This is a genomic window from Amycolatopsis kentuckyensis (assembly GCF_041679295.1).
GTDB lineage: Bacteria > Actinomycetota > Actinomycetes > Mycobacteriales > Pseudonocardiaceae > Amycolatopsis > Amycolatopsis kentuckyensis_A.
The window spans coordinates 40,726-61,703 of record NZ_JBGDMD010000008.1 but is presented as its reverse complement, the minus strand read 5'-3'; the positions used below and the strand labels follow the sequence as shown (position 1 = coordinate 61,703).

Here is a 20,978-nt window from a genome sequence, read left to right as displayed (position 1 = left end):
CTCGTCCGCTGTGACCGCACCGGCTTGGCTCGAAGTGCTCAACGAGACGCTGGACGCGTGCCGCACGCACGGCCGCGCAGATCTCGCCGAGCGCCTCCGCAGACGTCGAGACGCCCCCGAGGGGCAGATCCGCCTCGGCGTGCTCGGCTTCCCCAAACAGGGCAAGGGATACCTGCTCAACGCGGTGCTGAACGCGCCCGTGTGCGCGGTCGGCGACGCCGCGACCCCGGAGGTCCCGACCGAAATCGGCTACGCCGCCGAACCCGCCGCCACCCTGGTCAGCCGCTCCCGTGAACGGACCCCCGTCGCGGTCGAACGGCTCAGCGGTGAGCTCGGCGCCCGGCCGGCCGGCACGCTCAGCCGGGTCGAGGTCGGGGTGCCGCGGGAACTCCTTTCCGCCGGGCTCGTCCTGGTGGACACCCCGTCGGTCGGCGACCCGCGCTCGCCCCGCACCGCCGCGGCGCTCGACCTGCTCGCCGAAGCGGACGCCGTGATCCTCGTCTCCGACGCGACCGCGCCGCTCAGCGCGGCGGAGCTCGCGCTCGCCCGGCACGTGCGCACCTGGTGCCCGCACGTCGTGCTGGCGCTCACCAAGATCGACGCTTCGCCGGGGTGGCGCGCGGTCGCCGAACGCAACCGCGGGATGCTCGCCGAGGCCGGGATCGACGCGCCCGTTCTGCCGGTCTCGGCCGTCGTGCGCCAAGCCGCCGCGAAGGCGGGGGACGCCGAGCTCAACGCGCGTTCGGGCTTCCCCGAGCTGCTCACCTGGATCGCCGAACAGGCCGCGCGCCCGCCGGAGCAGTCCCGCGCGCTGCTCGCCGCCGTCGGCGTCCGCGCCGCTGCCGCGGAGCTCGTCGAGTCGCTCCGCGACCGCGTCGAGGCCGCCGGGCAGGACGCCGGGCTCGGGCAGGCCGCTCTCCTGCAGCGCGCGCAACGCCGGGCCGACGACCTGCGTCGGCAGAACACCCGGTGGCAGAACCTGCTTTCCGACGAAATCACCGACCTCATGGGCGACGTCGAGTACGACCTGCGCGAGCGGACGCGCAAGATCGTCAACACCATCGACCAGACCTTCGACGAGGGCGACCCCGCGAAGGTCTGGGACGAGTTCGCGCCGTGGCTGGACAACGCGCTGGCCGAAGCGATCGAGACGAACTACGCGTGGCTGACCGAGCGGGCGCAGTGGACCGCGCAGGCGGTCGCGGCGTGCTTCGGCGCGCAGTACGACCACGCGCTGCCCGACCTGCCGCTCGACGGCTCGGGCGTGGAAAGCCTCGACGACGTCCGGCGGCCGAAGATCGAGAAGTTCAAGATCGGCCAGCAGGCCTTCACCGGCCTGCGCGGCTCGTACGGTGGCGTGCTGATGTTCGGCCTCGTCACCAGCCTGCCGTGGCTGGGCCTGCCGCTGATCAACCCGGTCTCGATCAGCGCCGGCGCGGCGTTCGCGGTGAAGACGATCCGCGACGAGGGCGGGATGCGGCTGCAGCGGCGGCAAGCCGTCGCCAAGCAGGCCGCGCAACGGCACGTCGACGACGTGTTCCTGCGGTTCAGCAAGGAAAGCCGCGACGCGATCCGCGTCGTGCAGCGGCGGCTGCGCGACCACTTCACGGGCCTGGCCGAGGACCTCGCGGACGAGCTGACGCGCGAACGCGAGACGATCATGGCCGGCTCGGCCGAGCGCGAACGCAAGACCGGGCACATCCGCCGCGAGATCGACCGCCTGGCCGGGCTGCACCAGCGCGCGGGCGAGCTCGGCACGATCGCCGGGCGGAAGCGGCGGGAGCTTTCGGCGTGACCCAGGACGTCCGCGACCTGCTGCACGCCGCGGCCGGGCTCTACCGCGACGACCCGCGGGCTTCGGCGCTCCTGCACGACTGCCTGAACCGGCTGGAGCAGCCGCTGCGCGTCGCGTTCACCGGGTCGCCGTCGTCGGGCAAGACGACGCTCGCCGCCGCGCTCGGCGAATGGCCGACGCGGGCGCTGCGCGACCTCGTGCTGCTCGACGACCCCGGCCCGGCCGACGACTTCCCGGACGCGACCGTCCGGCTCGTGCGGCACCTCGAGCCGGACGAGCTCGCGGCGGCGCACACACCGGGCGGTTCGCCGTTCGCGCGGCAGACCGCGGTGAACTCGGTGCTGGTGCTCTCGCGCGCCGACGAGGTCGGCGCGGGCCGGATCGACGCGTTGCTGACCGCGAAGCAGCTCGCGCGCCGGGCGTGGCGCGAAGACCCGCTGTGCACGGGCTTCCTGGGCGTGATCGCCGTCGCGGGCCAGCTGGCCTACGGCGGGCGGTCCCTGCGCGACGACGAGTTCGACCTGCTCGCCGCGTTCGCCGCGGTCCCGCGCGAAGAGCTGGAACGGCACGTGCTTTCGGTGGACTCGTTCACCGACCCGGCGTTCCCCGGCCCGATCCCGGTCGAGACGCGGCGCTCGCTGGTGGTCCGGTTCGGGATGTTCGGCGTCCGGCTGGCGCTGACGCTGATCCGCACCGGCTGCGACGACCGCCTCAAGCTGTCGGCGGAACTGGTCCGCCGCAGCGGTCTCGGCGAGCTGCGGGACACCCTCGCCGGGTGTTTCGTGGCGCGCGCCGAAGCGTTGAAGGCGCGTACGGCGGTCATCCGGCTGGAGGCGTTGCTGGCGGCCCAGCCCCGCCCGGGCGGCGACCGGCTGGTGTCCCGGGTGGAGCGCTTCGCGGCGGCCGCGCACGACTTCCGCGAGCTGCGCCTGATCGCGGACATCACCGGCGGCCGCACGGCGTTGTCCGGCGAGCCGGCGGAAGAGGCGATCCGGCTGCTGGGCGCGCAGGGCACGTCCCCGGCGGACCGGCTGGGCCTGGACCCGGACGCGGACCCGGGCGACATCTACGACGCGGGCCTGGACGCGCTGCGCCGCTGGCGCCACGAGGCGGAGCGACCGGACCGCCCCCACGCGGAACGTGCGGCGGCGCACGTCGTGGTGCGGTCCACCGAGGGGCTCCTGGCGTTGTTCGCCTAGAGGACCGCGGTCGCTTCGATCTCGACGAGGTGCTCGGGCACGTCCAGCGCGGCGACACCGATGAGTGTGGCCGGGGGTTTGGCGGTGGTGCCCACCTTCGCGCTGCCCCGGGCGATCCCCGCCAGCAGTGCGGGCATCTGATCCGGAGTCCAGCCGACGACGGAGAAGTTCAGCTTCGCCACGTCGTCGAACGAACCGCCGGCCGCGGCGAGGGCCGCGCCGACGTTGACGTAGCACTGCTCCACCTGCGCGGCGAGGTCGGGCTCGGTGTCCCAGGCGACCTGCCCGGCGACGAAGACGAGCTTCGTCCCGGACGCGACCGCCACCTGGTGGTACACGTCGATCTCGGGCAGCTCGGGGACATTGATCAGGGTGACAGCCACTTTTCCTCCGTGGTCTCTTGTGGTTACCCAGGAACCGTAGGAGAGTGTTGGACGATGCGGAAGAAGGCACTTTTTCGTGACGGGGGAACCAGATGGTGACCAAGCAGGACGCGGACCTCTCCCGCGCGGATTCGCTCGCCCGCGAGATCTTCTCCGACGTCGCCAACAAGTGGGCGTTCCTCATCATCGAGACCCTCGGTGACCGGACGCTGCGCTTCAGCGAGCTGCGCGACGCCGTCGAGGGCATCAGCCACAAGATGCTCACCCAGAACCTGCGCATGCTGGAGCGCAACGGCCTCGTCGAGCGCGAGGTGCACCCGACCGTGCCGCCGCGGGTCGAGTACACCCTCACCGAACCGGGGCAGGGGCTGCGCGCGACCGTCGACGCCATGTGCGGGTGGACGCAGCGGTTCCTCGGGGAAATCGAGACGGCCCGGCGCCGGTTCGAAGCCTGACGCGCCAAGAAGAAACGGGCAATCCGGGCGTCGTGGTCATCGTTGTCCGGTGTTGACGACCGGCCGGGCGCGACGCACCATAGACCGATCTATGGTCCAGCGCCGGCCCGAGGAGTTCCCTGATGCCCGATGACGTCCGCCCCCGCGTCCGGTTGTTCGGCGAGCTCCTGGCGCACTGGGCGCGGGAACGGCCCGGCGACACCGCGCTGATCTTCGGCGACCGGCAGTGGACCTGGGCGGAGTTCGACGAGCGCGTCCGGCGGCTCTCGGGCGCGCTCACCGCCGCTGGGGTCGGGAAGGGCGACCGGGTCGCGTTCGTCGACAAGAACCACCCCGCCTGCCTGGAAACGACCTTCGCGGCCGCCGGGGTCGGCGCCGCGAACGCCGTGGTCAACTGGCGGCTCTCCGGTGACGAGCTCGCGTACGTCCTCAAGGACGCCGGCGCGAAGGTCGTCTTCGTCGGCGCCGAGCTGGTGCCCGCGCTCGACGCGGTCCGCGACCGGCTGCCCGCCCTGGAACGCGTGATCGTCGTCGGCGGCGAGCACGACGAGTACGAGGCGTTCCTGACCAGCGCGGCGCCGCACACCGCGGCCGGTCTCGACGAGGACGACGGCGTCCTGATCATGTACACCAGCGGCACCACCGGCTTCCCCAAGGGCGCGGTGCTGACCCACCACAGCGTCATCGCGCACGGCCTCGCCGCGGGCACGGCGTTCCCCATCGGCCCCGGCGACGTCAACCTCGTCGCGATGCCGCTGTTCCACGTCGGCGGCAGCTGCTACGCCGTTTCCGGGTTCCTCTACGGCGAACCGTCCTACCTGACGCGCGAGCCGGACGCGGCGTCGCTGTTCGCCGCGCTGCAGGCCGGGATCACGCACGCTTTCCTGGTGCCCGCCGTCGTCGCCGGGATCGCGCAGGCCGGGGAGGCCGCGCTGAAGGCGTTCTCGCGACTCAAGTACCTCTGCTACGGCGCGTCGCCGATGCCGCTTCCGTTGCTGCGCAAGGTGCTCGCGGCCTGGCCGGACGTCCGGTTCGCGCAGGTCTACGGCATGACCGAGCTGTCCGGCGCGGTCACCGCGCTCGACCCGGAGGCGCACCGCGACACCACGCGCCCCGAACGGCTGGCTTCGGCGGGCACCGCACTGTCCGGTGTGGACATCCGGATCGTCGACCCCGTCACGCAGGAAGACGCCGAGGTCGGGGAAGTCTGGGTTTGCACCGAACAGCGGATGGCCGGCTACCTCGGCAAGCCGGAGGCCACCGCAGAGACCATTGTGGACGGCTGGGTGCGCACCGGTGACGTCGGGCGCCTGGACGACGGCGGCTTCCTGTTCCTCGAGGACCGCGTCAAGGACATGATCATCACCGGCGGCGAGAACGTCTACTCGCCGGAGGTCGAGCGGGTCGTCGCGGAGTTCCCCGGCGTCACCGAGGTGGCCGTGATCGGCGTACCGGACGACCGGTGGGGTGAGCAGGTCAAGGCCGTCGTCGCCGGCGAGGGGCTCGACGCCGACAAGCTGGTGGAGTTCTGCCGCGAGCGGCTGGCCCACTACAAGTGCCCGCGCAGCGTCGACGTCGTGGAAGCGTTGCCGCGCAACGCGACCGGCAAGATCCTCAAGCGTTCGCTGCGCGAGCCGTACTGGCGGGACCGGGACCGGAACGTCTGATGCCCGCGGTCACGCGGCAGGCGTACTTCGAGGCCGCGCTGGACGTGCTGGCGGAGCACGGGTTCACCGAGCTCAACGTGGGCCGGCTGTGCCGCGCCCTCGGCGTCACGAGCGGGTCGTTCTACCACCACTTCGGCGGCTGGCCGGGGTTCGTCGAGCGGCTCCTGGAGTACTGGGAGAACCGGCAGGTGCTGATCCTGCGCGCGCGGAACTTCGGCACCGGCGGGCCGTCGGCGGACTTCGCCGCGCTGATGGACCTGACGCTCGGGCTGCCGCACGAGGCCGAGGCGGCGATCCGCGCGTGGGCGGCGAACGACGAAACCGTGCGGGCGGCGCAGAAGCGCGTCGACTCCGCGCGGCTGCGTACGGTCGGGACGGCGGTCAAGGGGATCGTCGGCGACGGCGACCTCGCGCGGACGCTGACGTCGCTGGGCATGGCGATGCTGGTGGGGCACCAGCAGCTGGCGTCGGCGGGGGAGCACAGCGAGCTGGCGATCCTGCTGGACGAGTACGCCCGGCTCGTGCACTCCCGCCGGGCTTAGGCGTTACCGAGGATCCGGGTGATCGCGATCTCCAGGACCACCCGCTGCGGGTTCGGCTTGGGCTGCCGGTAGCGCGCGGCGTAGCGGTTTTCCGCGTCCCGCACGGACTCCGGGTCGTCGCGCAGCACCGCGCGTCCCTCCAAAGTGGACCACTTCGGGCCTTCGAGCTGGCAGACCGCGACGGGTACGCCCTCGGTGCCCGCGGCCCGGATCATCCTGGCCTTGACGGACGTGCCGAAGGTGATCACGCGCGCGAGCCCGGCCTCGAAGTCCACGGTCACGCCGACCGCGACGACGTGCGGGGTACCGTCCGGCCGGACCGTGGTGAGGGTGGCCAGCCGGCGCTCGGTCCAGAACGCGCGGAAGTCGGGGCCGCGGTCGTCGATCTTCATGGGGTCCACGCTAGTCCGTCCGGGTGGCCGGCCGCCCGTGGGACCACTCACGGTCATAGTAAGGAAAGTTTCCTAACAGTCTTGACCTGGTCTTGAACCTTCTGTCACGCTCTGATCGCCGTCGCCGCAGCCAACGATGTGTCTTTACGGAGGAGCGATGAAGAAGATCGTCCGGGCGGTGGTGGCCACGGCCGCGCTCGCCGCCGGGCTGCTGAGCGTGCCCGCGACCGCGTCCGCGGCCGGCACCCCGTACGTGCCGGGGACCCTGCGGCCGTCGGTTTCCCAGGCCACGCAGGATGCCGCGCTGCAGAAGTACTACGACTTCTGGAAGAAGAACTTCCTGACGACCAAGTGCGGCAGCGGCACCTACGCCGTGCTGTCCAAGGACGCCGACCACTCCTTCGTCGCCGAGGGCGAGGGGTACGGCATGACGATCTCGGCGATGATGGCGGAGAAGGACCCGCAGGCCCGCGCGATCGTCGACGGGATCCTGAAGTTCGTGAAGGCGCACCCGTCGGTCAACAACAAGGACCTGCACGCGGCCGAGCAGGATTCGAACTGCAAGAGCGTCAACGGCAGCGACTCCGCCACCGACGGCGACCTCGAAATCGCCTACGGCCTGCTGATCGCGGACAAGAAGTGGGGCAGCGCCGGCTCGGTCAACTACAAGGCCGAAGCCGTCCGGATCATCAACGCGATCAAGAAGAGCGAGGTCAACGGCACCACGAAGTTCACGCTGCTCGGCGACTGGGGCAACGACGCGGAGTACAAGAACAGCTCCCGGTCGTCGGACTGGATGCCCGGCCACCTGCGCGCGTTCGCCACGGCGACCGGCGACAGCTTCTGGACGTCGGTCCGCACCCGCTCGGAGACGGCGGTGAGCCAGCTCCAGTCGTCGTACGCGCCGAACACGGGGTTGCTGCCCGACTTCGTGGTCAACACGAACTCGACGCCGAAGCCCGCGCCGGCGGACTTCCTCGAGGGCCCGTACGACGGCAAGTACAGCTGGAACGCGTGCCGCGACCCGTGGCGCCTGGGCGCGGACGCGATTTCCTTCTCCGGCAGCGCGGCGGCGGCGCAGGTCCGCAAGATGAACACGTGGATCAAGTCGGCGACGGGCGGTGACCCGGCGAAGATCCAGAGCGGGTATTCGCTGTCGGGTTCGAAGACGGAGAGCGGCCAGCACCCGTGCTTCACGGCCCCGTTCGCGGTGGCGGCGATGACGGACCCGGGCAGCCAGGCGTGGCTGGACAAGCTGTGGACGGCGGTCTCGACGTGGTCCCCGGACGCGACGGACTACTACGGGACGGGCATCACCATCCAGGTGCTGCTGATCCTGAGCGGTAACTACGTGGCCGCGTAGAGGCGGGTCCGACCTCCCCCGCCCCTCCGGTGGGATTTTCAGTCGGCGGCCGGGTTTGTCAAGGCGGGAAAGCGTGCCTTGACAAACCCGGCCGCCGACTGAAGGGACGGCTGGGATGAGGGGCGGGGGAGGTCTGGTGACGTTGTTGGCCGGCTTGCGTTGCCGGCTGCCGGTTCGCTCTCGCTGATGTGCTTGCTCAGCTCGGCTCGCGCACCGGCAACCCTGCCGCCCGGTAGATCTCGTCGATCACGGTCATCGTCTCGACCGCGTCCGACGGCGAGGTCTTCACCGGTTCTCCGCGCAGGACTGCCGCCGCGAACGCGTCCAGCTGGTACTCATACGTTGCCCGGCGCGGGAACTTCTCCGTCCGCCGCACGCCGTCGATCCGGACAGCGAACCGGTGGTACATCTGCGGCATCAACGGATTCACGACCCGGACCGACCCCCGGGAACCGGTCACCACCGCGCTGATCTTCAGCACCGACGACGACCACATCGAGCACGTCACCCGGCCCGTGTGGCCCGAAGGGAAGCGAAGCTCCGCCGTCATCGCCCGGTCGACCCGGGGTGACCGCAAGCGGGCCGAAGCCGAAACCACCGAAGGCGTCTCCCCGCCGAACACGCGGGCCATGTGGACCGCGTAGCAGCCCGCGTCCATCGTCGCGCCGCCTGCCAGGTCGTAGTCGTACCTGATGTCCGAAAACTTCGGCAGCGGGAAGCACACCGCCGTCTCCACGCGCTGCAGCGTTCCCAGCTCGCCCGAGGCCACGATCTCCTCCACCCGCAGCGCCAGCGGGTGGTAGCGGTAGTGGAACGCCTCCATCACGACGCGGTCCGACGCGGACGCCAGCGACGCGATCTCGCGAGCTTCCGAAGCGTTCGCCGTGAACGGCTTCTCGCACAACACGTGCTTGCCGGCTTCCAGTGCCGCCCGCGTCCACCGGCCGTGGAGGCCGTTCGGCAGCGGGTTGTACACCGCGTCAACGTCCGGATCCGCCAGCAACTCCTCGTAAGACCCGTACGCGGTCGGGATCCGATGGCGCGAAGCAAACGCTTGCGCGCGATCGAGGGAGCGCGCGGCGACGGCGGCAACCGACCCCGACGGATGAGAAGAAGCGGGCTTGACCAGGGCAGCGGGGGCGATGCGAGCCGCCCCCAGGACGCCGATCCGCAGGCTCATGCCGCGAAGCTAGCACCGAAACAGATTTCAACAGCCAGTTGACCTCTTCAACAACGAGTTGTACCGTTCCGGCCAGCCGAACAGTGGAGGTCCGTTATGTCCCGTTGTCGTGCCGCACAGGCAGTGCTGCTCGCGAGCCTGGCCGTCCTCGTGACGGCCTGCGGTGGTGGTCCGGACGGCGCGGGCGGGACGTCGCAGGCCGCCGGCGCGCCCGCGTCCGGCATCCCGGACACCGCCGCGATCGTCCAGGGCGTGCAGAAGGACGCCCAGCTCAACGCGGCCCTGCCGGCCACCGTCAAGTCCGCAGGCCTGCACCTGGCCTCGAACCTGCAGTCCGCGCCCAACAACTTCTACGCCGCCGACGGCAAGACGCCGATCGGCTACGAGGTCGACCTCGCCAAGGCCATCGCCGCCAAGCTCGGCGTCACCGTCACCCACCAGGACATGGCGTTCGGCTCGCTGATCACCAGCCTCCAGTCCGGCCGCATCGACCTGACCATGGCCGGCATGAACGACACCAAGGCCCGCCAGGCGCAGATCGACTTCGTCGACTACTTCACCTCGGGCATCACGATCATGATCCGCAAGGGCAACCCGGACGGCATCACCGGCCCGGACACGCTCTGCGGCAAGAACGTCGCCGTCGTGCAGGGCACCAGTCACCAGAAGTTCGCCGAAGCGCAGAGCACGAAGTGCACGCAGGCCGGCAAGCCCGCGCTCACCGTCACCGCGACCGACAGCGACAACCAGAACCAGAACCAGCTGCGCACCGGCCGCGTCGCCGCGATCCTCAACGACCTCCCCAGCGCCGTCTACATCTCGCGGACGGCGGGTGACGGCAAGTTCTTCGAGGTCGTCCCGGGTGAGCCGATCGAGGGCGGGCCGTACGGCATCGGCGTCAACAAGGCCAACACGCCGCTGCGCGACGCCGTGCAGAAGGCGCTGCAGGCCCTGATCGCCGACGGCACCTACGGCAAGATCCTGCAGGCCTGGGGCGTCGAGCAGGGCGCGATCAAGGAGGCCGCGGTCAATGGCGGGTCCTGAACCGCTCCCGATCGTCCGGCTCCGCCACTGGGGCCGGTGGGTCGCCGCCGCGATCATCCTCGCGCTGCTCGTCCTGCTGGGCATCGCGCTCGGCAACGCGCAGATCGCGTGGAGCCAGGTCCCGGACTTCGTCTTCTACAAGGTGATGGCGACCGGCCTGCTCAACACCGTCGTCTTGGCCGTGCTGTCCCAGGCCGTCGCGATCGTGCTCGGCATCGTCATCGCCCTGCTGCGCCGCAGCGCCAACCCGGTCGCGCGGTGGTTCGCCGCCGGCTACATCTGGATCTTCCGCGGCCTTCCGGTGCTGCTGCAGATCCTGCTCTGGTACAACCTGGCGCTCGTCTTCCCCGTGATCGACATCCCGTTCCTCGTCCACGAGCAGACGAACGTGCTGATCAGCGCGTTCACCGCCGCGTTCCTCGGGCTGGCGCTCAACGAAAGCGCGTACATGGCCGAGATCGTCCGCGCCGGGCTGAACAGTGTCGACAGTGGACAGACCGAGGCGGCGAAGTCGATCGGCATGACGCCGGCCGCGACGCTGCGCCGGGTCGTCCTGCCGCAGGCCATGCGCGTGATCATCCCGCCGACCGGCAACGACTTCATCAACATGCTCAAGGGCACGTCGATGGCGTCGGTGATCGGCGTGACCGAGCTGATCCACGCCGCCAACAACATCTCGTCCAACAACCTGCTGGTGATGGAGACGCTGCTGGCCGCCGCCGTCTGGTACATGGTCGTGGTGACCGTCGCCGGCGTCGGCCAGCACTACCTGGAACGCGCGTTCGGGCAGGCCGACCGCGGCCCGCTTTCCCGGGCCGGCAAGGCGTTGCGCGGCGTGCCGCTGGTGAGGAGTGCCCGTGTCTGAGCCACTGCTGCGCGCCGTCGGCGTCCGGAAGTCCTACGGCCACACCGAAGTCCTCGGCGGCATCGACCTGGAAGTCCACAAGGGACAGGTCGTCTGCCTGCTCGGCCCGTCCGGCGCCGGGAAGAGCACCTTCCTGCGCTGCATCAACCACCTCGAGACGATCGACGCCGGCCAGATCTGGGTCGACGGCGAGCCGATCGGCTTCCGGCAGCGCGGCGGCAAGCTCTACGAGCTGCGCGAACGCGAGGTGGCGCGGCAACGTCGTGACATCGGCATGGTGTTCCAGCGGTTCAACCTGTTCGCGCACCGGACGGCGCTGGAGAACGTCGTCGAGGGGCCGATCCGGGTGCTCGGGGTCAAACCGGACGAAGCCCGCAAGCAGGGGCTCGAGCTGCTCGACCGCGTCGGGCTCGCCCACCGCGCCGACGCGTACCCGGCGCAGCTGTCCGGCGGGCAGCAGCAGCGCGTAGCGATCGCGCGGTCCTTGGCGATGAAGCCGAAGCTGATGCTGTTCGACGAGCCGACGTCGGCGCTGGACCCGGAGCTGGTCGGCGAGGTCCTCGAAGTGATGAGTACGTTGGCGGGGGAGGGGATGACGATGGTCGTCGTGACGCACGAGATGAGCTTCGCCGCGGAGGCCGCCGACGAGGTGGTGTTCCTGGCCGACGGCGCGGTCGTCGAGACCGGGCCGCCGTCGGAGGTGCTGAGCGCGCCGAAGCACGAGCGGACCCGGCAGTTCCTGGCGAGGATCCTCGCGTGACGCGGATTTCGCCCCGGTACCTGCTCCAGTTCGACGAGCCCGCCGGCTACCTCGACTTCGCCCGGTTCGGCCCGCCGTCGCACGCGGTGCTCGACACGACGGCCGCGCTGCTCGACCAGGCCACCACGGCCGGTCCGTCCACTGTGGACGAGCTGATGCGCCAGGAGATCCGGGCCAAGGCGGCTGCCGCGCGGCTGTCCGGTTCGGACACCGACCACACCGTGCTGCTCCCCAACACCAGCCTCGGGTTGTTCCAGGCCGCGTTCCACAGCGCGGGCGAAGTGCTGGTGTCGGCTTCGGAGTTCCCGGCCAACACCTACCCGTGGGCACGGGCCGAACAGGCCGGACGGCTGCGCGTCCGTCGGCTGACCAGCGGTTATGTGACGCCGGAGCGGGTCAGGGAAGCGTTGACGCCGGAGATCACGACGGTCAGCGTCAGCGCGGTCGACTTCCGCACCGGCTACCGCGCCGACCTCGCCGCGCTGCGCGACGTCGTCGGCGACCGGCTGCTGGTCGTCGACGGCATCCAGGGCTTCGGCGTCGTCGAGGAGCCGTGGGAGGTCGCCGACGTCCTGGTCGTCGGCGGGCAGAAGTGGCTGCGCGCGGGCTGGGGGACGGGCTTCGCGGTGCTGTCGGATCGTGCGCTGGAGCGGATGGACCCGGTGCTGTCGGGGTGGACCGGCGCGCGCGACCCGGGCCTGTTCGACGACGAGATCCACCCGCCGGACGCGACCGCGCAGGCCTGGTCGATCTCCAACCTCAGCCCGATCACGTCCGGCGCGTTCGCCGAGGCCCTCGAACTGGTCGAGGACGCCGGCGTCGGCGCCATCGCGGCGCGGATCGCCGAGCGGCTGACGTCCTTTGAGGAGGTCCTGGTCTCCTGCGGCGCCGAAGTCGTCTCGGCGGTCGACCGCCGGGCGGGAATCCTGGCGTTCACGCTGCCCGGCCACCCCGCCGAACAGGTCGGGGCGGCGCTGGCGAACGCGGGGATCTCGGCGACCGTGCGGCCGGAGCACGTCCGGTTGTCGCCGCACGCGTCGACACCCGCGGCCGCGGCGGACTTGCTGCGCTCCGCTTTGGAGACGTTGACCAAGCCGCGTGAACCCCTGGTGGTCCCCGCCGCGGGGGCGACGACGCACGAGGTGCTGACGGCGCTGGTCCCCGCGATCCCGGGCCTCGCGGCGATGCTCGGGCCGGGCAACGAGGTGCTGCTGCACGACCTGAGCCGGCTGCCGGACTCGATCGTCGCGATCGCGGGCGACCTGACCGGCCGCAGCGTCGGCGGGCCGATGACCGACCTGCTGCTGGGCCTGGTCCGCCGCGGCACGACCCAGGACCTGACGAACTACCGCACGCACGGCCCGGACGGCCGCGCGATCCGGTCGTCGACGCTGTTCCTGCGCGACGCCGACGGGGTCGCGGTCGGGTGCCTGTGCGTCAACAGCGTCGACGCGTCGGCTTCGGCGGGCGGCAACGGCGAGCCGGAGACTTTCCCACCGGACGTCGACAGCCTGCAACGGTTCCTCGTCGACCGCGCGGTGACGAAGGCCGGGATCCCGGTGGACCTGATGAAGAAGCGGCACAAGGCGGCGGTGGTCCGGGAACTCGACGAAGCCGGTTATTTCCTGATCAAGGACGCGGTCGACCACCTGGCCGGCCGCCTCGACGTCACGCGGTACACGATCTACAACTACCTCAACGAAATCCGTGCCTGATCGGGGCCTTGCCCACGATCGTCCGGGAGCGCACCATGGCGCCCATGACCGAACCGGACACCCGGTGCGCGGTGCTCAGCATCGAGGCGCCGGACGCCGACGCGGAGGAGCTGGACCGCCTCGCCCGCCGGTTGCGCGCGGAGCTGGGCGAGCTGGACGTCGACCTCCGGCCGGTGCCGGGTGAGGTCCCGGCGGGCGCGAAGGCGGCGGACCCGGTGACGGTGGGCTCGCTGCTGGTGGCGTTCAGCGCGGCGGGCGGCGTGTTCCCGGGGTTGGTGGAGACGCTGAAGGAGTGGCTGGGCCGCCAGGCGGGCAGGCACAAGATCAAGGTGACGATCGACGGCGACACGGTGGAGCTGGAGCGGGCGACGACGGCGGAGCGGCAGCAGCTGATCGAGGCCTTCGTCCAGCGGCACGCTCAGGCGTAAGCGCCGATCGGGCAGTGCCAGCCGGTCTTGGCGTCGGTCCAGCAGGCCCCGCCGTCGGACACCGACCACGTCACCGCGCCGATCCACGCGGCGGAGTCCCGGTCTGGTGCGCCCGCGGCGAAGTCGCGGACCACGTCGCTGGACATCGAGACTCCTCCCGGCAGGTCGCTCCACTTAGGACTCTCGCCTCACCGTAGAGCGTCCCGGACGCCCGGTGCATCCGATTTCCGCCTTTAGTAGGGCCGTGCCCGCTTGCCCTGCCCGAAAACCCGTGCCCGGGTCTAGGGTTCTCCCGCCCGAAGTCGCAGGGGAAAGGGAGAAAACAGTGAGACGTGCCGTAATCGCCGCGGTCGTCGCCGCGGTGGCGTCCGCGCTCGCGGTCGCGCCCGCCGCGAACGCCGCGCCCGCGCCGGCGAACCAAGCCGGGACCATCGCCTGGGGGCCGTGCACCGATCCCACGCTCGTCGCCGCCGGTGCGGAATGCGGGTTCCTCGGCGTGCCGCTCGACTACTCGAAGCCGCACGGCGAGCAGATCCAGCTCGCCGTCGACCGCGTCAAGCACAAGGTCGCCGACGCGCAGTACCAGGGCGTCATGCTGACCAACCCCGGTGGCCCCGGCGGTTCCGGCCTGCTGCTCGCCACCCGCGGGCCGCGCGTGCCCAACCACGCCGGCGACGCCTACGACTGGATCGGCTTCGACCCGCGCGGCGTCGGCTCGAGCAAGCCCGCGCTGAGCTGCGACCCGAACTACATGGACTACGACCGGCCGGTCTACGCGCCGGTCACCCCGCAGCTCGAGAAGACCTGGCTGAACCGCTCCCAGGGCTACGCCGAGGCCTGCGCGAAGAACAACCCGAAGGCCCTGCTGGAGAACATGAAGACGACCGACACGGTCAAGGACATGGACTCCATCCGCCAGGCGCTCGGCGCGAAGCAGCTGAACTTCTACGGCTACTCCTACGGCACCTACCTCGGCCAGGTCTACGGCACGCTCTACCCGCAGAACGTCCGCCGGATGGTCCTCGACTCGACCGTCGACCCGCGCGGTGTCTGGTACGGCGACAACCTCGACCAGGACGTCGCCTTCGACAAGAACATCCTGATCTGGTTCGGCTGGCTCGCCCAGCACGACGACGTCTACCACCTCGGCAAGACCCAGGCCGCCGTTCAGCGCGTGGTCAACGAACAGCTGCTCAAGACGACCTTCACCCCCGCCGGCGGCGTGATCGGCCCGGACGAGATCCTCGACGTCATCCAGCAGGCGAGCTACTACCAGCTGCGGTGGACGCTCCTGGGCGATGCGCTGTCCCGGTTCGTCAACCAGGGCGACTGGCAGAACTGGAAGACGCTCTTCGAGGCCTTCGGCGGCCGCGGCGACGACAACGGCTACGCGGTCTACCTCGCCGTCCAGTGCACCGACGTCCAGTGGCCGCAGAGCTGGAACCAGTGGAAGCGCGACAACTGGCAGACCTTCGCCAAGGCGCCGTACTTCACCTGGCAGAACGCCTGGTTCAACGCGCCGTGCCTCTACTGGCCCGCCAAGGCCGGCAAGCCGACCAAGGTCGACGGCAAGGGCGTCCAGAGCGTCCTGATGATCGACGAGACGCTCGACGCGGCGACGCCGTACCCCGGCAGCCTCGAGGTCCGCAGCCGCTTCCCGGGCGCTTCGCTGATCGCGGAGCCGGGTGGCACCAGCCACGCGATCACCCCGCGCGGCAACGCTTGCGTCGACAACAAGATCGCCGACTACCTGGCGACCGGCGCCCTGCCGGCCCGCAAGCCGGGCCGCACGGCCGACGTCGAGTGCGCCCCGCTGCCGCAGCCGACGCCCCCGGCGCCGACCGCGGCGAAGGCCGACGTCGCGGCGACGCAGGGTCTCGTGTCCGGACGGTTCACCGGCTGACCTGCGAAAACCCGTCATGGACGGGGTGTCGGGCCCAGTGCCCGGCACCCCGTTTTTCGTGCTTTCCCACACCGTGGGCTTTGAACCTGCGCGGACTTTGTGTTACAAAGTGCGAGTCGAGTTTGCGTTTCAAAGTTCAGAAGGGAGGGACGCCATGACTGGGGGACCGGCGTTCGCGCTGCGGGGCCTGACCAAACGGTTCGGCGGCGTCACCGCCGTCGACGGGGTGTCCGTCGAAATCGCCCGCGGAGAGGTCGTCGCGCTGCTCGGGCCGAACGGCGCGGGCAAGTCGACCACCGTCGACATGCTGCTCGGGCTGACCAAGCCGGACGCGGGAACCGTCACGGTCGAGGGCGGCAGCCCGCGCGAGGCCGTCGACCGCGGGCTCGTCGGCGCCATGATGCAGAACGGCGCGCTGCTGGGCGACGCCACGGTCGGCGAGATCGTCGACCTGATCGTCTCGACGCACGCGAACCCGCTGCCGGCGAGCGAGGTGATCGCCCGCGCGGGCCTGGAAAACCTCGTGAAACGCCGCTGCGGCAAGTTGTCCGGCGGCGAACGCCAGCGCGTCCGGTTCGCCCTCGCGCTGGCCGGCGACCCGAAGCTGCTCGTGCTCGACGAGCCGACCGCGGCGATGGACGTCGACGGCCGGCGCGCGTTCTGGGCGGCCATCCGCGAGTTCGCCGCGACGGGGAGGACCGTGCTGTTCGCGACGCACTACCTCGCCGAGGCCGAGGACTACGCCGACCGCGTCGTGCTGATGCGCCACGGCGTGGTCGTCGCCGACGGGCCGGTCGCCGAGGTCCGGGCCGCGGTGTCCGGGCGGGTGCTCAAGGCCGCCGTCCCGGGCGCGTCCGAAAGCGACCTGGCGCGGCTCGCCGGCGTCACGTCCGTGCAGCTGCGCGCCGGCCGCGCCGAGCTGGCCTGCGCCGACTCCGACGCCGCCGTCCGGGCGCTGCTGGCGCAGTTCCCGCAGGCGTCCGGCATCGAAATCACCGCGCTCGGGCTCGAAGAGGCCTTCCTGGCGCTGACCGCCGAGGAGGCCGCCGCGTGAACACCACCTACCTGAGCCTGGAGATCAAGCGGATCGTCCGCAGTCCCCAGTTCACGATCTTCACCATCGGCATGCCGCTGGCGATGTTCCTGCTGTTCGGTTCGATCTTCGGCAAGCTCGTCGCGCCGAACGGGCTGGCGGCGGACGTCCAGACCATGATCAACCTGGCCGCGTACGGCGCGAGCGGCGGCGCGCTGTTCACCGGCACGCGGGTGGCGCAGGAACGCACCGACGGCTGGCAGCGCCAGCTGCGCCTGACGCCGATGCGCGGCCCCGGCTACCTGGTCGTCAAGGTCATCTCGGCGATGGCCGTGGCGCTGCCGGTGCTCGTGGTGCTGTTCCTCGCGGGCCTGGCGATGGGCGTCGAGATGACGGCGGCCCAGTGGGGCCTGGTGCTGGTGTCGCTGTGGCTGGGCGTCCTCCCGTTCGCCGTGCTCGGCCTGGCCATCGGCCTGTTCGGCAAGGGCGACACGGTCGGCGCGGTCACCGGCGCGCTGATGATGCCGCTGGGCATGCTCGGCGGCCTGTGGATCCCGCTGTACGTCCTCCCGGACTGGATGGCCACGCTGGCGCACTTCTTCCCGACGTTCTGGCTCGGCCGGGTGGGTCTCGAGCCCCTCGCCCACGCCGGCGGGATGGGGCTCGCGGTGCTCGTGCTGGCCGGTTGGCTGGTCGTACCCGCGCTCGTGGTGGTGCGCCGGTTCCGGCTGGACACCGCGCGGCTGTGAATGGTTGTTAACCTCCGTGCGGTGAACCTTGTTCTGCCGTCGCCCGGCGCATCACCGGGTGCGGAGCCTCCGTTTCGCGGCGGGGCGCGCCGGGCTGACCAGAACAAGGTTCAAGCACTGAGGGGTCTGCGCGGACGAAGGGCGGAGAGGGTGGACGACGAGCCGTTGTCGGCGGAGGAGTCGCTGAACCTGATCGCCCAGCAGAACCGGCGCAACCGCCGGGAACTGGGCGGGGGCCCGGCGCGGATGCTCGCGGCGTGGGCCCTCGCCTGGATCGTCGGCTGGGGCTTCACGTACTTCGCGACGCAGACCGAGAGCATTCCCGGCTGGGTCGCCGGTGTGCTCGTCGCCGTGCTGTTCCTCGGCGCGATGGCCTACACGGCGTTCGTCAGCGCCCGGGCCGGGCGGGGGATCCGCGGCCCGTCGAAGACCGTCGGCGCGATGTACGGCTACAGCTGGGCGCTCACGTCGATCGGGCTGACGGTCGTCGACATCCGGATCACCTCGTTCCAGGCGCTCTCCTCCGACCAGGTGTCCCTGCTGTGGTCGGGCACCTGGCTGCTGCTCACCGGGGTCATGTACCTCGCGGGCGGCATGCTCTGGCAGGACAAGCTGATGTACGGCCTCGGCGCGTGGATGATCGTGTGCTCGGCGCTGAGCGTGCTGGTCGGGTTCCCGGCCAACTTCCTGGTGCTGGCCGTCTGCGGCGGGGGCGGGTTCCTGCTGGGCTCGATCGTGTACTTCGTCCGCGAGAAGAAGTCGCGATGAGCGAGCTGCCGCAGCTCGACCCGGTCATCCACGCCCAGGCGCGGCTGCGGGTCACGGTCGCGCTCGCCGGGCTGCACACCGGCGACCAGATCACCTTCCCGCGGCTGCAGCAGCTCCTCGACATGACGGCGGGCAACCTCTCGACGCACCTGCGCAAGCTCGAGGACGCCGAGTACGTCGAGATCACCAAGGCGTACGAGCACCGCACCCCGGTCACGCTCGTCAAGCTGACCCCGGCCGGCCGGGCGGCGTTCGAGAACTACACGAAGGCGCTCCACCGGCTGCTGGACGCCACCGGCGGCGACTGACGTGGCCCGCTGGGTGATCCACCTCGACCTGGACGCCTTCTACGCGTCGGCCGAGCAGCTCACCCGCCCGACGCTGGCCGGGCGGCCGGTGCTCGTCGGCGGCACCGGACCCCGCGGCGTCGTCGCGGGCGCGAGCTACGAGTCGCGGGCGTTCGGCATCAAGTCGGCGATGCCGATGGCCCAGGCGCGCCGGCTGCTCCCGGCGAACGGCGTGATCGTGCCGCCGCGGTTCCGCGTGTACGAACGGCTCAGCCAGGAGGTGTTCGCCGTCGTGACGTCGGTGGCGCCGCTGCTGGAGAAGATCTCCCTCGACGAGGCGTTCGCCGAGCCGCCTTCGCTGGCCGGGGCCTCTTTGGCCGAGGTGACTTCGTTCTGTGCCTCGTTGCGGGCCCGGATCCGCGCGGAAACCGGTTTGGTGGCGTCGATCGGCGCGGGCAACGGCAAGCAGATCGCCAAGATCGCGTCCGACGAGGCCAAACCGGACGGCCTGCTGGTGGTGCCGCAGGGCACCGAACGCGAGTTCCTCGCGCCGCTGCCGGTGCGCGCGCTGTGGGGGATCGGCCCGGTGGCGGAGGGGAAGCTGCGGTTCATCGGCGTCCAGACGCTCGGGCAGCTGGCGGCACTGTCCGAACAGGACGCGGTGGCCACGCTGGGCGGCGTGGTCGGCCGGGACCTGCGCCGCCTGGCGACGGGCTTCGACGACCGCCCGGTGGCCGACCGCGGCGAGACCAAGCAGGTCAGCGCGGAAACGACGTTCGACACCGACATCATCGACCTGGCGTCTTTGAAGGCGGAGGTCCGGCGCATCGCGGTGGGCGCGCACAAGCGGCTGGTGAAGGCCGAGCGGGTGGCGCGCACGGTGGTGATCAAGCTGCGGCACACGGACATGCACACGGTGACCCGCTCGGAGACGATCTCGGCCCCGACGGACGACTTGGCGGAGCTGTCGGCGGTCGCGGAGAGGCTGCTGCTGGACCCGGCGGAGTTCGGCGGGATCCGCTTGGCGGGGGTGGCGTACAGCGGGCTGTCGGTACCGCACCAGGACGCGCTGTTCACCTTGGCGGCACCTTCGGTGCCATCGACATCGACGGTGGTCGCCGCCCCGGCACCCGCGGCTCCGCCTTCGGAGTGGCGCCAGGGCGACGACGTGGTGCACTCGGAGTTCGGAACAGGCTGGGTGCAGGGTGCGGGCCACGGCCGGGTGACAGTGCGTTTCGAGCACCGCTCCTCGGGGCCGGGCGTGGCCCGAACGTTCCCCCAGGACGACCCGGACCTGCGCCGGGGCGAGCCGGGTGACTGCCTGAAGTAGGCCCTACTCCGCCGAGCAGCCCTGCAGCTTCGCCACTTCCTGGCCCGCCAGCAGGAACGCGCCCACGCCGAACGCCGACGTGTCGGTCGCGTGAGCCGTCGCCGGGCGGTCGCCCGCCGGCTGGACGTAGCCCACCAACCCGTTGGGCTGCAACGCCTTCGTCGACAGCGCCGTCCACGCCTTGTCCACCACCGGGCGGTAGCGGGACGCGTCCAGGATGCCCGCCGTGATGCCCCAGCCGATGCCGTACGTGAAGAACGCCGTGCCGCTCGTCTCCGGGCCTCCGTGGTCCCGCGGGTTCAGCAGGTCGGAATTCCAGAAGCCGTCACGCCGCTGCAGCAAGGACAACGAGAACGCCATCTTCCTGAACACCCGCAGGTACTCCGGCCGGCGCGGGTCGTCCGCCGGCAGCACCTGCAGCACCTTCGTCAGTGCCGCCAGTGCCCAGCCGTTGCCGCGTGACCAGAACATGCCCGAGCCCTTGAACCGCTCGTCGCGGTACCACAGGCCGGTGAACTCGTTGTACAGCTTGCGTTCCGACGTCCGGTAGAGCTGGTCCATCGCGTCCAAATAGGACGGATTATGGTCGATCAGGCTCATCCGCGCGAACGACGGCATCGCCATGTTCAGCGCGTCGACGTAGTTCCAGTAGTCCCGGTGCCCCGCCTGCACCGACGCGACCTCGTCCTTGATGCGCGTGCGGATCGAGTCGAGCGAGATCTCCGGGTGGAAGTACGTGTACAGGTCCAGGTACGCCTCGCCGGCCGCCTGGTTGTCCGGGAAGAACGGCCGCTTCGGATCCAGCGGCAGCTGGTAGTTGTTGGCCTGCGCCCACGGCAGCGTCTTGTGGTTCGACTGGCCGGTGGTCCGGACCAGCGCCAGGTTGCCGACGTGGAACGTCGCGTTCTGCCAGTCCGGCGCCTCGAGGTTCGTCCCGTTGGTCACCCAGTAGTTGCCTGCGGCGACCATTTCGTCCGAAACGGCGCAGGAAACGGCGGCGGCAGCGACGGGGGCTGTCAACAGACTGCCCGCCACGGCTGCGGCCGCGAGCACGCCAAAGCCACCAATACCCGGGAAACGCATGAAAAGCGTCCTCCTCAGCACGTCATGGCGGCGGTCA

22 protein-coding genes are annotated in these 20,978 nt (G+C 70.8%); 17 read left to right on the top strand and 5 right to left on the bottom strand.

Features of this window, described 5'->3' with window-relative positions; translation table 11 throughout:
* Window positions 1-10 precede the first annotated feature (10 nt).
* Window positions 11-1,795 carry an isoniazid inducible protein IniA gene (locus ACERZO_RS32520; RefSeq protein ID WP_372669143.1) on the top strand — a complete coding sequence of 595 codons (1,785 nt, stop codon included), beginning with the start codon at window positions 11-13 and terminating at the stop codon, window positions 1,793-1,795.
* A complete protein-coding gene (locus tag ACERZO_RS32515) occupies window positions 1,792-2,994 on the top strand; it encodes a GTPase (RefSeq protein WP_372669141.1) in 1,203 nt (400 codons plus the stop codon). The genes ACERZO_RS32520 and ACERZO_RS32515 overlap by 4 nt, the downstream gene beginning before the upstream one ends.
* On the opposite strand, the gene ACERZO_RS32510 is transcribed toward ACERZO_RS32515, so the two are convergent.
* On the bottom strand, window positions 2,991-3,377 hold the full coding sequence (locus ACERZO_RS32510) for a RidA family protein (protein WP_372669139.1): 387 nt from the start codon (window positions 3,375-3,377) through the stop codon (window positions 2,991-2,993). The two genes, ACERZO_RS32515 and ACERZO_RS32510, sit on opposite strands and share 4 nt — an antisense overlap.
* 92 nt (window positions 3,378-3,469) lie before the next feature.
* On the opposite strand from ACERZO_RS32510, the gene ACERZO_RS32505 reads away from it, so the two are divergent.
* From ACERZO_RS32505 to ACERZO_RS32495, 3 genes are all read left to right on the top strand, one after another.
* Window positions 3,470-3,832, top strand: coding sequence for a winged helix-turn-helix transcriptional regulator (locus tag ACERZO_RS32505; protein WP_372669137.1), 363 nt, complete (start codon window positions 3,470-3,472; stop codon window positions 3,830-3,832).
* Window positions 3,833-3,954: 122 nt separating this feature from the next.
* The gene (locus tag ACERZO_RS32500; RefSeq protein ID WP_372669135.1) at window positions 3,955-5,499 is read left to right on the top strand and encodes an acyl-CoA synthetase; all 1,545 of its coding nucleotides are present in this window, start codon (window positions 3,955-3,957) and stop codon (window positions 5,497-5,499) included.
* On the top strand, window positions 5,499-6,041 hold the full coding sequence (locus tag ACERZO_RS32495) for a TetR/AcrR family transcriptional regulator (RefSeq protein WP_372669133.1): 543 nt from the start codon (window positions 5,499-5,501) through the stop codon (window positions 6,039-6,041). The genes ACERZO_RS32500 and ACERZO_RS32495 overlap by 1 nt, the downstream gene beginning before the upstream one ends.
* Here the strand turns inward: ACERZO_RS32495 and ACERZO_RS32490 are convergent.
* Window positions 6,038-6,433, bottom strand: a complete 396-nt coding sequence (locus tag ACERZO_RS32490) for a TIGR03618 family F420-dependent PPOX class oxidoreductase (RefSeq protein ID WP_372669131.1) — start codon at window positions 6,431-6,433, stop codon at window positions 6,038-6,040. The two genes, ACERZO_RS32495 and ACERZO_RS32490, sit on opposite strands and share 4 nt — an antisense overlap.
* Before the next feature lie 157 nt (window positions 6,434-6,590).
* Here ACERZO_RS32490 and ACERZO_RS32485 point away from each other — a divergent pair, with 157 nt between their 5' ends.
* The gene (locus ACERZO_RS32485; protein ID WP_372669130.1) at window positions 6,591-7,796 is read left to right on the top strand and encodes a glycosyl hydrolase family 8; all 1,206 of its coding nucleotides are present in this window, start codon (window positions 6,591-6,593) and stop codon (window positions 7,794-7,796) included.
* Between the two features lie 196 nt (window positions 7,797-7,992).
* On the opposite strand, the gene ACERZO_RS32480 is transcribed toward ACERZO_RS32485, so the two are convergent.
* Window positions 7,993-8,976: a Gfo/Idh/MocA family protein gene (locus ACERZO_RS32480; RefSeq protein WP_372669128.1), complete on the bottom strand. Its 984-nt coding sequence runs from the start codon at window positions 8,974-8,976 to the stop codon at window positions 7,993-7,995.
* Window positions 8,977-9,072: 96 nt separating this feature from the next.
* Here ACERZO_RS32480 and ACERZO_RS32475 point away from each other — a divergent pair, with 96 nt between their 5' ends.
* From ACERZO_RS32475 to ACERZO_RS32455, 5 genes are read left to right on the top strand one after another with little or no spacing between them, the layout of a single operon-like run.
* Window positions 9,073-10,020, top strand: coding sequence for an ABC transporter substrate-binding protein (locus tag ACERZO_RS32475; protein ID WP_372669126.1), 948 nt, complete (start codon window positions 9,073-9,075; stop codon window positions 10,018-10,020).
* Window positions 10,007-10,885, top strand: coding sequence for an amino acid ABC transporter permease (locus ACERZO_RS32470; protein ID WP_372669124.1), 879 nt, complete (start codon window positions 10,007-10,009; stop codon window positions 10,883-10,885). The genes ACERZO_RS32475 and ACERZO_RS32470 overlap by 14 nt, the downstream gene beginning before the upstream one ends.
* The gene (locus ACERZO_RS32465; protein ID WP_372669121.1) at window positions 10,878-11,645 is read left to right on the top strand and encodes an amino acid ABC transporter ATP-binding protein; all 768 of its coding nucleotides are present in this window, start codon (window positions 10,878-10,880) and stop codon (window positions 11,643-11,645) included. Before ACERZO_RS32470 ends, ACERZO_RS32465 begins: the two co-directional genes overlap by 8 nt.
* Entirely contained in the window at window positions 11,642-13,360 is a 1,719-nt protein-coding gene (locus ACERZO_RS32460; protein WP_372669118.1) for an aminotransferase class V-fold PLP-dependent enzyme, read from the top strand. The genes ACERZO_RS32465 and ACERZO_RS32460 overlap by 4 nt, the downstream gene beginning before the upstream one ends.
* A 44-nt stretch (window positions 13,361-13,404) precedes the next feature.
* On the top strand, window positions 13,405-13,788 hold the full coding sequence (locus tag ACERZO_RS32455) for an effector-associated constant component EACC1 (RefSeq protein WP_372669116.1): 384 nt from the start codon (window positions 13,405-13,407) through the stop codon (window positions 13,786-13,788).
* Here ACERZO_RS32455 and ACERZO_RS32450 read toward each other — a convergent pair.
* On the bottom strand, window positions 13,779-13,934 hold the full coding sequence (locus ACERZO_RS32450; RefSeq protein WP_372669114.1) for a hypothetical protein: 156 nt from the start codon (window positions 13,932-13,934) through the stop codon (window positions 13,779-13,781). The genes ACERZO_RS32455 and ACERZO_RS32450 overlap by 10 nt on opposite strands.
* 179 nt (window positions 13,935-14,113) lie before the next feature.
* Here ACERZO_RS32450 and ACERZO_RS32445 point away from each other — a divergent pair, with 179 nt between their 5' ends.
* The 6 genes from ACERZO_RS32445 (at window position 14,114) to ACERZO_RS32420 (ending at window position 19,858) form a co-directional block, all read left to right on the top strand.
* Window positions 14,114-15,691 (top strand): alpha/beta hydrolase, encoded by a 1,578-nt coding sequence (locus tag ACERZO_RS32445; RefSeq protein ID WP_372669112.1) that lies wholly within the window; start codon window positions 14,114-14,116, stop codon window positions 15,689-15,691.
* Between the two features lie 154 nt (window positions 15,692-15,845).
* Entirely contained in the window at window positions 15,846-16,745 is a 900-nt protein-coding gene (locus ACERZO_RS32440; protein WP_372669111.1) for an ABC transporter ATP-binding protein, read from the top strand.
* A complete protein-coding gene (locus tag ACERZO_RS32435; RefSeq protein ID WP_372669110.1) occupies window positions 16,742-17,473 on the top strand; it encodes an ABC transporter permease in 732 nt (243 codons plus the stop codon). Before ACERZO_RS32440 ends, ACERZO_RS32435 begins: the two co-directional genes overlap by 4 nt.
* Before the next feature lie 150 nt (window positions 17,474-17,623).
* A complete protein-coding gene (locus ACERZO_RS32430) occupies window positions 17,624-18,241 on the top strand; it encodes a hypothetical protein (RefSeq protein WP_372669109.1) in 618 nt (205 codons plus the stop codon).
* The gene (locus ACERZO_RS32425) at window positions 18,238-18,549 is read left to right on the top strand and encodes a winged helix-turn-helix domain-containing protein (protein ID WP_372669106.1); all 312 of its coding nucleotides are present in this window, start codon (window positions 18,238-18,240) and stop codon (window positions 18,547-18,549) included. Before ACERZO_RS32430 ends, ACERZO_RS32425 begins: the two co-directional genes overlap by 4 nt.
* A gap of 1 nt (window position 18,550) precedes the next feature.
* Window positions 18,551-19,858 carry a DNA polymerase IV gene (locus ACERZO_RS32420; RefSeq protein WP_372669104.1) on the top strand — a complete coding sequence of 436 codons (1,308 nt, stop codon included), beginning with the start codon at window positions 18,551-18,553 and terminating at the stop codon, window positions 19,856-19,858.
* Between the two features lie 3 nt (window positions 19,859-19,861).
* On the opposite strand, the gene ACERZO_RS32415 is transcribed toward ACERZO_RS32420, so the two are convergent.
* Window positions 19,862-20,878 carry a glycoside hydrolase family 88 protein gene (locus tag ACERZO_RS32415; protein ID WP_372669102.1) on the bottom strand — a complete coding sequence of 339 codons (1,017 nt, stop codon included), beginning with the start codon at window positions 20,876-20,878 and terminating at the stop codon, window positions 19,862-19,864.
* Window positions 20,879-20,978: the final 100 nt, after the last annotated feature.